Origin of the sequence: uncultured Bacteroides sp., assembly GCF_902491285.1 — a bacterium.
Classification (GTDB): domain Bacteria; phylum Bacteroidota; class Bacteroidia; order Bacteroidales; family Bacteroidaceae; genus Bacteroides.
In genome coordinates this window covers 1-13627 of the sequence record NZ_CABUHK010000007.1, presented here as the reverse complement: position 1 = coordinate 13627, position 13627 = coordinate 1, and the positions used below count along the sequence as shown (strand labels likewise).

At 41.0% G+C, this 13627-nt stretch carries 10 protein-coding genes; 3 read left to right on the top strand and 7 right to left on the bottom strand.

Annotated elements, in window-relative coordinates; genetic code table 11:
* Positions 1 to 4 precede the first annotated feature (4 nt).
* The 6 genes from RDN93_RS02930 to RDN93_RS02905 all read right to left on the bottom strand — a co-directional run bounded on the left by RDN93_RS02930 (position 5) and on the right by RDN93_RS02905 (position 9443).
* Positions 5 to 1342, bottom strand: coding sequence for a DUF4302 domain-containing protein (locus tag RDN93_RS02930; protein ID WP_308744162.1), 1338 nt, complete (start codon positions 1340 to 1342; stop codon positions 5 to 7).
* A gap of 11 nt (positions 1343 to 1353) precedes the next feature.
* The gene (locus RDN93_RS02925; protein WP_308744161.1) at positions 1354 to 2250 is read right to left on the bottom strand and encodes a putative zinc-binding metallopeptidase; all 897 of its coding nucleotides are present in this window, start codon (positions 2248 to 2250) and stop codon (positions 1354 to 1356) included.
* A 20-nt stretch (positions 2251 to 2270) separates the two neighbouring features.
* Complete coding sequence (locus tag RDN93_RS02920; RefSeq protein WP_308744215.1) at positions 2271 to 3845, bottom strand: RagB/SusD family nutrient uptake outer membrane protein; 1575 nt, start codon at positions 3843 to 3845, stop codon at positions 2271 to 2273.
* Between the two features lie 21 nt (positions 3846 to 3866).
* On the bottom strand, positions 3867 to 7457 hold the full coding sequence (locus RDN93_RS02915) for a SusC/RagA family TonB-linked outer membrane protein (RefSeq protein WP_308744160.1): 3591 nt from the start codon (positions 7455 to 7457) through the stop codon (positions 3867 to 3869).
* Positions 7458 to 7609: 152 nt separating this feature from the next.
* Complete coding sequence (locus RDN93_RS02910) at positions 7610 to 8776, bottom strand: FecR family protein (RefSeq protein WP_308744159.1); 1167 nt, start codon at positions 8774 to 8776, stop codon at positions 7610 to 7612.
* 64 nt (positions 8777 to 8840) lie between these two features.
* Positions 8841 to 9443: an RNA polymerase sigma-70 factor gene (locus RDN93_RS02905; RefSeq protein WP_308744158.1), complete on the bottom strand. Its 603-nt coding sequence runs from the start codon at positions 9441 to 9443 to the stop codon at positions 8841 to 8843.
* A gap of 64 nt (positions 9444 to 9507) precedes the next feature.
* Here RDN93_RS02905 and RDN93_RS02900 point away from each other — a divergent pair, with 64 nt between their 5' ends.
* Both RDN93_RS02900 and RDN93_RS02895 read left to right on the top strand, forming a co-directional pair.
* Entirely contained in the window at positions 9508 to 10515 is a 1008-nt protein-coding gene (locus tag RDN93_RS02900) for an NAD(P)-dependent oxidoreductase (protein ID WP_308744157.1), read from the top strand.
* On the top strand, positions 10506 to 11471 hold the full coding sequence (locus RDN93_RS02895; RefSeq protein ID WP_308744156.1) for a phosphatase PAP2 family protein: 966 nt from the start codon (positions 10506 to 10508) through the stop codon (positions 11469 to 11471). The genes RDN93_RS02900 and RDN93_RS02895 overlap by 10 nt, the downstream gene beginning before the upstream one ends.
* A 57-nt stretch (positions 11472 to 11528) precedes the next feature.
* Here RDN93_RS02895 and dusB read toward each other — a convergent pair whose 3' ends face one another.
* The gene (gene dusB, locus RDN93_RS02890) at positions 11529 to 12524 is read right to left on the bottom strand and encodes a tRNA dihydrouridine synthase DusB (RefSeq protein ID WP_308744155.1); all 996 of its coding nucleotides are present in this window, start codon (positions 12522 to 12524) and stop codon (positions 11529 to 11531) included.
* A gap of 124 nt (positions 12525 to 12648) precedes the next feature.
* Between dusB and RDN93_RS02885 the strand changes: the two genes are divergently transcribed.
* Positions 12649 to 13627: peptidase U32 family protein (locus tag RDN93_RS02885; protein WP_308744154.1), on the top strand; the 979-nt coding region annotated here is incomplete at its 3' end.

The window sequence follows — 13627 nt, the reverse complement described above, 5'->3', positions numbered from 1 at the left end:
AAATCTATTGTTTTTCCTCTGTTTTCTTTTTCATCATGAGATATCTGAAGTATTCAATGTAACCGGCCATTGTGCTTTCTGAATATTTGTCGGATGAATAGGCCCAAACCATGAGGGCAGAGTTCGTCTGAGTAATCTTGTCTACGAGATAGAAACCAAATGGTTCTGTACTTTCGACCTTGCTGATTAATCCATTACGTAATTTGGAGATTATACTTATCTCCGGATGAGCATATCCTTCTGTTCCAGCGGCAATAGCGAAGTAATATTGAAATAGGGGATTTAATCCGAGATCTTGTGAGTCGAGTATTATTTGCCCGCTTCCCTTATCATATTTCAGAATAACTTCAATGCTTATTTGGAAATAAGTCAGTGGTAACGAAAGCTTATAAGTTTCTCCTTCTACCAAAGGGGTGATTGACGCTTCTGCATACCCACTTCCCGTCATGTAACTGTTGAACCCTAAAATATAATCTCCAATAAAATCTTTATATTGAAAGTATCCTTCCGGATAGAACTCATTGAGGGTTACATCGGTGGCTCCTTCGTCTGTACAGGTGAATTTTCGGGTTAGTGTATTCCATGTAAAATGTTGTATGGATATATTGTTGATTATGTAAGGAACTCGTAATTTGAATCCTTTATCTGTATAGATATAAGCTAATGACTCGCTTGCTTCTTCGGCATCGGTGTTATATACATCGAAGATACTTAATGTGCCGGGAGCTCTTTTGAAAACTTTTAGCGTTTCTCCTCCTTTTTGCAGATTATAAGTATTTAAGAATGCGTTTTTTTCGACTTGTATTACATTCTTAAGATAAGTGCCCCAAGGTTCGTCTTCGGGCATCGGAGTCATTTCCATTATATTCTTGTACTTCTTGCCTTGTAGGATTATTTTCTCCGAAGAGGCTTCCAATATGATGAATTCATAGTCACCTTCCAGATTTATATTCATTCCCAAAGGAGCAGAAAATGAATGAAGTAACGGGTTGTATGTGTCGAAGGTAAGCATGGTACTTTGTTCTGTTTTTACTTGATAGAGTGAAGTTATCTTCTCACCAGCTATGTAGTCGTCTGTACCTCCTTCACAAGCAATCTGTACTTGCGTTCCATCAAATTTCATGAGGAAAGTTATTGCTCCGGAAGAGTAATCGCTGCCTACATAGTATTCAAGTTTCCAGCCATTGGAAGCTTCTTTCAGGATTTCTTGGCATTTAGCGACATCAGCTGTAGCTCTATTGGCAGATGATTCATCAAATACGTCCTCTTCGGAAAAAAGACAGGACTGTAATCCGATACTTGTTAATGTCAATAGTATGCATATTGATAGGTATTTCTTCATAATTCTAGTTTTTATTCAATGACACTTAAATCAATTTTGCCTTCTGCTATTTCGTTTTGGCGACGTAGGACGATTTCACGTAAGTCATCCAGATTAATTCCCCATGTTTGCTCCATGTAGTTGTATACTATGTCGAACTTCTGTTGGATAAGTGCCCTTCCTTGTTCTCCTGCATTGGCAAGCATATTATCCCAGTAAGCGGCTGTATTGGTTACATACATCGCAATATTTTCTACAAAATCTTCACGTGACTCACTCATGGCGTAAGGTGTGATAAACCCTTGTTTCCATGCTTCTTCGGTTCTGGTCATATACCAGTCGCTTCCGATATAAGCGTTTTCTGTTATACGGTCGAATGAAGGATCATAGTTTTTGGTCTGGTGTAGGATATGTGCGAATTCATGATGCATGGTCTCAAAGTAATATTCGTTTAATACACTCATATCAATGTATTCCGGATTGATGTCATTTACATTATAAAGAGTGATTTTCATTCCTCCTTCCGCAGTTCCCAGTACCATTGTTCCGTTATCCTCATAGGCAGGCGAACCGATGAAGTGAATTGTCCGGGGAACATATTGGCATAGAAATTTAGGATTACCTGTGATTTCATCGTAGGCTTCCAACCATACATGTTTGACAATTTTAGCTAGAACGACGGATTTTGTGTATTCTGCCGGTATCAATACATGACTCATATCGCTTTCATTGTCTTCCATGCGATATTTTAATTGTATGTTATAAGTATTAGTATAGTTGTCCAGTATCCATTTGTCAAACATGGCACGCTCCACTTCTTCTGTCGAAAATATACTGTGTGCTTTGTCCACATCTTCATCATTGTTACAGCTTCCCAATACACAGGTCAGAATAATTATTAAACTATATATATAGTAATGTCTTTTCATATTTCTTTCCTCCAGATGAATTAGTTATTTCTAGGGTTTGGTTCCATACCTGCTGTGATAACGCTGGTAGGCAATTGAACTGCACGCCTCGGATCATCAACTTCCATTTTATCTGTAATTCCCATTAATGTGTAACCTTCAAAGTAACGGCGGTAAATAACAATGCCGTAACGTTTTATGTCTTGCCATCGAAGTCCTTCTTCCAATGTCAGGAGACGTCTTGCGTGTAAGACACAATGAATAAGATTTTCCTGCATGCCATTTTCAACAGTAAAATCGGGATGCAACTGTTTTTTTACAGTTGGATTTTCCGGCTGATAATAGGACAATTCAGTATAAAAATCATTGATTGACTCCTTGGTTAAGGTTTCTGTATTTGTAGTGAAAGCTTTTTGCCAAGTATCAATATCTGCTGCTGCTTCATCGTAACGTTTCAATAGTGTATATGCTTCTGCACGGCAAAGCAGTGTTTCATCGGTTGTGAAAGGTGGATACATCATATATCCCGACCAACTGTCGCCTGATGCGGAAAATTGTCTGTATATTGCCAAGCGGCGGAAACCGTTTTTTATAGAACCGCCGGGTGCGAAGGGAGTTTGGTGGTAAGAAGTCTGATCTCCCCACGGGCCTTCAGATTTACAGTTTTCCGAGGCTGTGATGTCATTATTGCAATACGCTTCGCAGGCACCATAACCGGGATCTGCAACCATAGGCCAATAAGATGCGGCGGTTATAACCAGTAAGTTAGCTTGATTGTCTGAATTTACATAGGCGTTTGGCTGTATGGAGCCGTTGGGGGACAAAGAGCCTAATGCTGCCCAATCTCTCAAGTGGTGAGAAGCGTTGTTGCCTAATATGGCATTAGCATATTCGATTACTTTCTGGCAATTGGAATAATCCTGTTGCATATAGTAAAGGTAGAAACGTGCAGCAAATGCGTAAGCTGCTTTTTTATTGAAATGATATTTAGGTCTGATATAAATGTTGTCATCAATCAGGGGCAGACCTTCTTGCAGGTCGTTGGCTATTCTCTCGTAAACTTCGGCTACGTTTCCACGTGAATATTGAGGATTGACTGTCGTTTCGGGTTTTGTAATATAGGGTATTCCCAAGTCTTCTTTGGAAGTAGTACCGTATGCTTTGCAGAATGTGGTAACTAGTAAAAAGTGACTATATGCGCGGCATACCAATGCTTCTCCCTTTTGTGCGGACAGTGAAGCGGGATTTCCCATTTGTTCAATTGCTTGTAAAGCTTGGTTGGCAGACGCGATGGCATTGTAGCAGTCTGTCCATAACGCGTGGGGAGAATCTTGATCTTCTTCAGTTGTTTGTTGCCAGCGATAGAGATGCTCATTCAGTCGAAAAAGGTAACTGTATGCTTTGCTATTTTCATCTATGTTGTCACTATAAAATTCCCCGATGTGGCAGTTTGTCGTTTCGGGATAAGCTGATACCAGTATTTTAGTGATACTTTCTTCTGTTGTTAGTTCAGTCCGGTTGTCTGGCATCTCATCTAAGAAATTGCTGCAAGAGGACATTGCCAGGCAGACGGTTACTATGGCTCCTATATAATATAAAAGTGCTGTATATTTCATTGCTTTCATAATTTTTGATAATTAAAGACCTAATCTGACTGTTAACGTAAATTGGCGAGGTACCGGAGAGGCTACGCCACCTGTATTAAAGAACTCAGGGTCTTGACCGTTTAACTTTTTATCCGCATAAATCAGAAACAGATTGGTTGCTTGCAGTTTCAGGGATAAATTAGAAATCTTTGCCGGTGCAATCCACGCTTTGGGGAAATCGTAAGAAAGAGAGATTTCTTTCATACGGATGAAGTCTCCTTTGGCGATTCTTTCCGTTGAGTAGTTATAGGCGTTGTATGCATAAATTAAGTCTCTGTTGTCTTCAAGCTGGCGCTTGGATAGTATTGCGGGAATGTTGGTACGTTTCTCTTCATTTCCTATGGTCCATCGGTTTTTAAATTCGCGTGGCATGGAAGACAGGTCGCTATATTGATATTTGAAGCATGGATTCAAGCGTACTACGTTTCCAAAGGAGTATGTGACAAATACATTAAGTTTAAATCCTTTATAAGTAAATATGTTACCCATACTACCAGTAATGGTCGGGTCGGTCGGACCTTCATATTTTAAATAATCAATATTGTCGCGTGTCTGGAAGTCAATATTGGTACTGGTTACCTCTCCGTTGATATAATATTGTGGAATACCGTTGATATCCAGTCCGGCAAATGGGATTGAGAACAAACCGCGCACCGGATAATTTTGTCGGGCAAAGCCATATCCCGAGACTAAGTCCATCACACTGGAACGAGCATTGAGCTCTGTGATTTCATTTTTAGCTTTAGAGAATATGAAGTCTGTATTCCATGTGAATTTTTTAGTTTGAATGTTTTTGGTCGAAAGAGTAAATTCGATACCATGTGACTTCATAGAAGCAATGTTGGCATATTTATAGATCGCACCACCTACTCCTTGTGTTGGGGTTATACCAATCAAGTCGTAATTATTACGTTTATACCAGTCAATTGCAAAATTGATACGGTTATCCAAAAATCCCATGTCTGCACCGATATTCAACTCATGCTTTTTTTCATAAGTCAATTCACTGTTTTCAGGATCGGATACGTAGAGACCAGTTTCTTGTCCGCTTGTGAATGGGCGGTAGGGTGAATAACTGGTGATGATGGCATGTGAATTAGTTACGTAATCCGGTCCTCTGTCTGCTGTCAGAGAATAAGATGCTTTAAGAGTAAAATGGGTGAGGGGCGGATTCAAAGTCTTGAAGAAATCTTCTTCATGCATATTCCATGCACCGGATACGTTCCATGTTGGTAACCAACGGGCAGACCGGCTTTTACCCATGCGGTTGGTTCCTTCATAACGGAAAGTTCCATTTATAGTATAACGGCCGTCATAAGAATAGGTGGCATTAGCGAATGCTGCAACGCTTCGGGTAGTAGTGTGGTTTAGTCCATAATATTTACTTCCCCCTTCAATCCCTTTTTTAAAGTATTCGTATACATAAGAAGGTGTCTCTCCCATTGTATATTGCATACCCCATCCTTGGAAATAGTCTTGCATGCGTTTGAGGTCATTTACTTCCATACCTGCAAACAGGTTGGTTATATGTTTCTCTGCAAATAAATGATTCCAAGATGCTGTGGCACGGAAATCGACTCCTAACATTCGATAATTTTTGCGTTGGTATATACCACCTTCCGGCAGTACACTGATAGGTAATGCATAGGGATTATCCGGGTCAGTGTAGAGTAGGTCGTTTTTATCACGAATGGTGGCATCATCCATGCCGGTACGATAGGCTGTTGCTTGATTTGAATTATCTTTAATATAATGCTCTTGTGAAGATGATTGGTATCTGATAGCCCCTAATGCACTCAGTTCCAGTTCCGGGAGTGCTTTCCATTTTAATTCTCCCTGAAACTTTACATCAACTACATTTAAGTCCATATAATTATTATCCAATTCATGGAGAATATTAAATGGGGCGTAATTGGCTATGTAGTTTACTGTAGGATCCAAAGCGCGGGATGTATTCAAGGCATATGAATAAGGATTGATATCGAACTGGCGTGTTACTTCTCCACTTGCCGCATTTACTTCCGAACTTAATGTTCCGGGAGCTTTTTGCTTGCGGTATGATGCGTTTGATATCAGGTTGATTGACAGATTTTTGTAGATGTTGTAACTTGTGTTCAGATTAGCAGTATATCGTTTAACTTCACTTTGTCTATACCACCCGGGGTCTGACATGGCACTTAAAGATGCATAAAATGAAGATTTCTCACTTCCTGATGTGATACTGACAGAGTGATTTTGTGTGACGTTGTTGGAAAATAAAACATCAAACCAGTCTGTGTTTCTCATTTCTGCTTCACGCAGGTAGGCGTTACGTGCTTCTGGAGTATTGGCGAGTCCGAATTGGCCGGTTGTTGGATTGTATTGATTGATGAGACGATACATACGTCCATAAACACCACTGTCTTTTGCCCGGTATGTATCACTATTGTTCAGCCAGCCTTTCTGCTCCATTTCTTTATAGATACCCATTTGTTCTTGTGAGTTCATGATATTGAATTCTTTATAGCTAGGTACCATTCTCATTGTAAACTCACCGGTATAACTAATCTTGCTAACTCCCGCTTTCCCTTTTTTGGTAGTAACTACAATAACTCCCGCCATGGCACGTGCACCATAGATGGAGGTTGCCGAACCGTCTTTTAGGATTTGAAAGCTCTCGATGTCATCGGAGTTTAATCCGGCGATAGCTGAACTGATCAATGTTTCTGCATCTCCTGAAGATAAGTCGTCCGGACCAACGTCAATAGCGTCTTCCATGATAACGCCATCGACTACCCACAAAGGTTTGGAACTGCCGTAAATAGAGGTGGCTCCACGTACACGGATTTTTGGAGCGGTTCCGAAAGTTCCTGATACATTTTGTACGGATACACCTGCTGCACGTCCTTCAAGTCCCCGGCTGATGTCGGGCAGACCGTCGAGCTTTACGTTGTCTGCTGTTAATTGGTTGGTTGCTCCCGTAAACAGGCGCTTGTCCATTTTCTGCATACCTGTTACCACAACTTCGGAGAGTGTTTGTACATCAGGCATCAATGTAACATTCATTGTAGGGGTGGGAGCAAGGTCTTGCGGCTTCATTCCTATATAGGAAAATTGCAGTACGGATTTATTCGATACGTTTTCTATTGAGAATTTTCCGTCTATGTCCGTCAATACACCAGATTTACTTCCCTTGACGAGAACGGTTGCACCGATAAGGGGCTGATTGTCGTCACCGGAAATTACAACTCCTTTTACATTGAATACTTTGGCTTGTTTGGAAGGACCTTTGGGAGTGATAGTGATAAATTGGTCTTCGATATGATATTCTAATGGCTTGTTTGCTAAGATAATATCAAGAGCCTGCTCAATATTTTTGTCTTTGGCGGATCCGGAAACTGTATACTTTTTGACGTCATCGTACGTAAAAAGGATCTTGTATCCTGAGATCTTTTCCAAGCGTTTTAGTACGGACGGTAACCGTTCGTTGCTAAACTCAATCGTGATTTTCTTTTGTGATTTTGCTTGAGCGTTTACTTGGTGAGGTAAAAAGCATAATACGCATAGAAAACACACAATAAATAGATTCCAATTTTTTCTCATACGTTTCATTCTAATAACACTAATTTTAATATGTTTGTAATAATAGTGCGTATGAAACGAAAAAATGGACACCCCTTTTGCGAATTATTTTTTAATAAAAGTGATAATTTGTTGTTTCTTGTATGAATTTGTTATACTTATGCAATGAAAAGTTAGTCTACGGTGAGCGTATTGCCCTGCAAGGTTACTGTTACTTTTTTCATTCTGTTAAGTAATGAAATAGTGTGTTCCAAGTTTTTGGAACGGTCGGAAACGAAATGCATCTTATAGTTCATCGCTTCTTTACTCCTAAATTCGATATTTACATTATACCAGCGTCCCAGACTTTGCATAATGTCTTTTAATGCGATGTCATCAAAGTAGAAATACCCGTCTTTCCAATAGACATAAGAGTCTAGATCCACTTCGGTGAGTACAAAATTGCCGTCAGATTGCAGGTGGGCGTCTTCTCCCGGATAAAGTCTGGTATAAGAGCCTCCTTGGGTATTGCTGACTTCCACTTTTCCATTGATAAGTACTATGTGAGTATCTTCGGGAGAATAACTGCGGATATTGAACTCTGTGCCAAGAACCCTGGTTTGCACAGTTGGGGTTTTTACAACAAAGGGGCGGTTGGGATCTTTGGTTACTTTAAAGTAGGCCTCTCCTTCTAAAGTGACGACACGTTCTTTACCTACAAAGGCTGTGGGGTAGACAAAATTGCTATTGGCGTTGAGCCATACTTCTGTTCCGTCACACAGTACGACCTTGAAACTTTCACCTCGAGGGATGGTAAGCACATGCGTCTGCGTTGTTTTCGAAATAACTTGCCTGTAATCTAATTCTTTCTTTTCAGATTTTGTAGTTGCCGTTTTAGGCGGAATCTGATTGTCTGCTATCACCGGTTCGCTCAACATAATTTTTTCTCCATTGTCTTTCTGAAGAATAATATGTTGGGGAGCCGTATCGGCGGTGAATACTGTAATAGGTTCGATGGAAGGCGTTGTCAGGATGTTTATGAAATAATAGCTTCCAAAGAGAATGGCAACCATGGCGGCAATACCGATTCCGGTCTTCCAGTGGATAGAACGCATGCGCGATACGGCTTTCTTCTTTTTGAACCGTTCTAATTCCGCTTCTATATCCGGCAGTTCCGTTCCGCCTTTTTGTTGCAGGAAAAGGCTGCTGTCCATTATATCACGGCAAGCTTGTAGACATTCTTCATCTTCAAGCAGTTCTTGCAATTGCTTGTCGCTTATTTCTGCCGGACTCTCCATGATGTCAAGTGCCTTCTTTACAGATTCTTCTGTATTATTTATATTGTCAGTATGTTCATTCATCGCTTTCGGATACTATATCAATCTTATTATATTACGTTTAATCACCTGTATAAAGACACCTGCTTTATGATTTTTTTGCACATTCCTCACGTATTACTTGCAGAGCTTTCACTATGTGTTTTCTTACTGCGCTAACACTGATATTCAATTCCTCTGCCACTTCCTGGTATTTTTTACGTTGGATGTAGCATTCTTCTAAAATATGTCTTGTGTGTGGTGTAAGTTTTTCCATGGCTTTACTGATATGCATCATTCTTTCATCTTGTTCTTGATATTCTGTTTCCACATAACTTTTAGTTAGTTCGGAATAGATTTGTATATACTGTTCGTGTGTATTTTGATGCCGTAGGAAATCAATGCTTTTATTGCGGACATATATGTATAGATAGGATTTTGCTGTGGCTTTATCTATTTTGGCGTAATTGGTCCAGATAAATTCAAAGGCATCACTTACGATATCTTTGCTAGCCTCCATATTATTAATCAGATGAAATGCGTAATAATAAAGTTGAGGATAGTACTTTCTAAAAAGAAAATCAAAATCGGCCTTATCTTCCACGTGATTTAAAAATGTTGAATAGTAAATAAATCGAGTTGCAAATAAACAAATAATAATTGAGAAATGCAAAATGCTTTTTATTTTATATTTATTGTATCTTTGTGGCATTATAAAAAGAATGTTTGGTGAGAGTATTTTAATCAATTATTTACGCAGGACCTAGAAAATCATAATGGAGAGTATTTTAATAACGGGCGCAAGCGGTTTTATCGGGAGTTTCATCGTGGAGGAAGCGTTGAAACGGAAGTTTGGCGTGTGGGCGGGCATTCGCTCCACCAGCAGCAGACAGTATCTTAAAAACCGGAAAATTCATTTCTTGGAACTGGATTTTGCACATCCCAACGAACTTCGTGCCCAACTCTCCGGGCACAAAGGTACGTATAACAAGTTTGATTATATCATTCATTGCGCCGGCGTGACAAAATGTTCCGACAAAAAGACTTTCGACTATGTGAACTATCTTCAGACAAAGTATTTTATTGATACGTTGAGAGAGTTGAATATGGTTCCGAAACAGTTCATATATATAAGTACGTTGAGTGTATTCGGGCCTGTGCGCGAGAAAGATTATACTCCGATAGAAACGGATGATACTCCGGCACCTGACACGGCCTATGGTTTCAGCAAACTGAAAGCCGAACTGTATATTCAGAGTATTCCGGGATTTCCCTATGTCATTTATCGTCCTACCGGGGTGTACGGTCCCCGCGAGTCTGATTATTTTCTGATGGCGAAGTCTATTCAGAAACATATTGATTTCTCGGTCGGTTTTAGACGTCAGGACTTGACTTTCATCTATGTGAAAGATATTGTGCAGGCAATTTTTCTGGGTATGGAGAAAAAAGTAACAAGAAAAGCGTATTTTCTGACAGATGGAAAGGTCTATAAAAGTAGTACATTTTCGAAGCTGATACAAAAAGAATTGGGGAACCCATTTGTTCTTCACATGAAATGTCCATTAATTGTGCTAAAAGTTATATCTTTGCTCGCTGAATTCGTTGCTGCGCGTTCCAAAAAGTGCAGTACGTTGAATTCTGATAAGTATAAGATAATGAAACAACGGAACTGGCAATGTGATATAACTCCGACAATCAACGAATTGGGATATGAACCTGAATATGATTTGGAGAGGGGCGTTCGTGAAACCATTGCCTGGTATAAAAATGAAGGATGGCTTTAGACTTATTTAAGCGAGTAGAAACCCGGAAAGGGTTGTTTGCTGTGGAAAAGATTACATTGATTTATAATCTGCTGACTTCCATATTGATTCTATTCCTGTTTCAGCGGATGGATCATCCATGGCATATGTTGCTCGATAGGGCTATGATTGCCGCAATGACTTTTCTGCTGATGTATCTCTACCGCCTTGCTCCCTGTAAATTTTCGGCGTTTGTGCGTATCGTCATTCAGATGAGTTTGTTGTCTTACTGGTATCCGGATACTTTCGAGTTCAATCGTTTCTTTCCGAATTTAGATCATGTATTTGCAACTGCCGAACAGTTTATTTTCAATGGTCAGCCTGCTATCTGGTTCTGTCATACATTTCCACATCTTATAGTCAGCGAGGCATTCAATATGGGATATTTCTTTTATTATCCGATGATGCTGATTGTGGCTCTATTCTATTTTATTTATAAGTTTGAGTGGTTCGAAAAGATGTCTTTTGTGCTTGTCACTTCCTTCTTTATATATTATCTGATTTATATATTTGTTCCTGTTGCAGGTCCTCAATTCTATTTTCCGGCTATTGGTTTTGATAATGTATCCAAAGGGATTTTCCCTGCCATCGGCGATTATTTCAATCATCATCAGGAGTTATTGCCCGGACCGGGATATCAACACGGATTCTTTTATAATCTGGTAGAAGGTTCTCAGCAGGTAGGCGAACGGCCTACGGCGGCATTCCCCAGTTCGCATGTCGGCATTTCTACAATCCTGATGATTATGGCGTGGCGTGGCAGCAAGAAACTGTTTGCTTGTCTTATACCGTTCTATATGTTGCTTTGTGGAGCTACCGTCTATATTCAGGCACATTATGTCATTGACGCCATTGTCGGTTTCTTCTCCGCATTTCTGCTGTATGTAATGGTGACCTGGATGTTCAAGAAGTGGTTTGCACAGCCGATGTTCAAATAAAACAGCATTGATCCGTAAATATTACTTTCACGGATACAATGCTATGGATATAATGAATTAGTTTTCCGGATTACTTTCTCTGTTGGTGAGTATTTCATTAAATATTTGAAACAGCTCCTCTTTGGTTTCTGCCCGAAGCATGGCAATACGTGTGTTGCGGAAATTGGGAATTCCCTTGAATAGAGGACTTGCAGCCAGGTGACGGCGTACGTGCAGGATCCCCCTGCGTTCATCAAGCAGGTTTACACTGTCAATCACTTCCTGGCGGAGCACATCCATACACCATTCAAAACTCAGCGGCGGCAGTTCTTCGCCTGTCTCCAGATAATGCTTCACTTCTTTAAATATCCATGGACGTCCGAAACTGGCACGGCCTATCATGACAGCATCCACTCCATAACGGTCGAAACACTCCTTGCAGCGTTGAGGCGTGGTCACGTCTCCGTTACCTATAATCGGAATATGCATCCGCGGATTGTTCTTCACTTCTCCTATCAGTGTCCAGTCCGCTTCTCCAGTGTACATTTGTGCGCGGGTACGACCGTGTATGGTTAGTGCGGCGATACCGCAGTCTTGCAACTGTTCCGCCAGTTCTACTATGATTTTATTGTTGGCATCCCATCCCAAACGGGTTTTAACCGTTACGGGAATTTTTACCGCATCTACTACGGCACGGGTAATTTCCAGCATTTGGGGGATATTCTGCAACATTCCTGCTCCTGCACCCTTTCCGGCGACTCTTTTCACCGGACACCCGAAGTTAATATCTAAAATATCGGGTTGTGCCTGTTCCACGATTTTGGCTGCTTCTACCATCGTCGCAGTATCCTTTCCATATATCTGGATGGCAACAGGGCGTTCTTCATCACTGATACTTAACTTTTGTGCCGTCTTGCTGACCGCACGTATCAGTGCGTCACTCGATACAAATTCAGTATATACCATGTCCGCCCCAAACTTTTTGCACATCAGGCGGAAGGCCGGGTCGGTCACGTCTTCCATGGGAGCGAGCAGGATAGGGTGTTCACCCAAGTCTATATCGTTAATCTTCATATATGATTTTGCTATTTACTGTTGATGATTGAAGTAACTTCTTGTTTTCGCTGCAAAAATACGGAAAAAAGCCTACCTTTGTACGCATTCATTTGCTTAACTGATACAAATAAGTATATATTCTATGAGTCTTAGTTTGAAAGATTTTGAAATTATGGCTCCTGTAGGTTCGCGCGAATCTCTTGCTGCGGCCATTCAGGCAGGTGCCGATTCTATCTATTTCGGTATAGAGAACCTGAACATGCGTGCCCGTTCGGCCAATACATTCACGATTGATGATTTGCGGGAGATAGCTCGTACGTGCGATGAACATGGGATGAAAAGTTATCTGACGGTTAACACCATTATCTATGATAAAGATATTCCTTTGATGCATACCATTGTCGACGCGGCTAAGGAAGCGGGAATTTCGGCTGTGATTGCGGCTGATGTGGCGGTGATGAACTATGCCCGTCAGATAGGGCAGGAAGTGCATCTTTCCACCCAGTTGAATATCTCCAATGCGGAAGCATTGAAATTCTATGCGCAATTTGCCGATGTAGTGGTGTTAGCCCGCGAGTTGAACCTGGAACAGGTAGCGGAGATTTACCGCCAGATACAGGAAGAGCATATCTGCGGTCCGAGTGGTGAACAGATTCGCATTGAGATGTTCTGCCATGGTGCGCTTTGCATGGCTGTTTCGGGCAAATGTTATCTTTCCCTGCATGAGATGAACCATTCCGCCAACCGGGGTGCTTGTATGCAGGTGTGCCGTCGTTCTTATACTGTCCGTGATAAGGAAACGGATGTGGAACTGGATATTGATAACGAATATATCATGTCACCGAAAGACTTGAAAACCATCCACTTTATGAATAAGATGATGGACGCGGGCGTGCGTGTATTCAAGATTGAAGGTCGTGCCCGTGGTCCTGAGTATGTGCGTACGGTAGTAGAATGTTATAAGGAAGCTATCAAGGCCTATCTGGAAGATACGTTCACCGATGAAAAGATTGCAGTTTGGGACGAACGCTTGAAGACCGTTTTCAACCGTGGTTTCTGGGACGGTTACTATCTCGGACAGCGTTTGGGAGAATGGACCCGCAATTATGGATCGGCGGCAA

Bases quoted from the DNA above. Each gene is read 5' to 3' on its own strand.
- RDN93_RS02930 (WP_308744162.1), bottom strand. From the start codon at position 1,342: ATGAAGAAATACCTATCAATATGCATACTATTGACATTAACAAGTATC.
- RDN93_RS02925 (WP_308744161.1), bottom strand. From the start codon at position 2,250: ATGAAAAGACATTACTATATATATAGTTTAATAATTATTCTGACCTGT.
- RDN93_RS02920 (WP_308744215.1), bottom strand. From the start codon at position 3,845: ATGAAATATACAGCACTTTTATATTATATAGGAGCCATAGTAACCGTC.
- RDN93_RS02915 (WP_308744160.1), bottom strand. From the start codon at position 7,457: ATGAGAAAAAATTGGAATCTATTTATTGTGTGTTTTCTATGCGTATTA.
- RDN93_RS02910 (WP_308744159.1), bottom strand. From the start codon at position 8,776: ATGAATGAACATACTGACAATATAAATAATACAGAAGAATCTGTAAAG.
- RDN93_RS02905 (WP_308744158.1), bottom strand. From the start codon at position 9,443: ATGCCACAAAGATACAATAAATATAAAATAAAAAGCATTTTGCATTTC.
- RDN93_RS02900 (WP_308744157.1), top strand. From the start codon at position 9,508: ATGGAGAGTATTTTAATAACGGGCGCAAGCGGTTTTATCGGGAGTTTC.
- RDN93_RS02895 (WP_308744156.1), top strand. From the start codon at position 10,506: ATGGCTTTAGACTTATTTAAGCGAGTAGAAACCCGGAAAGGGTTGTTT.
- dusB (WP_308744155.1), bottom strand. From the start codon at position 12,524: ATGAAGATTAACGATATAGACTTGGGTGAACACCCTATCCTGCTCGCT.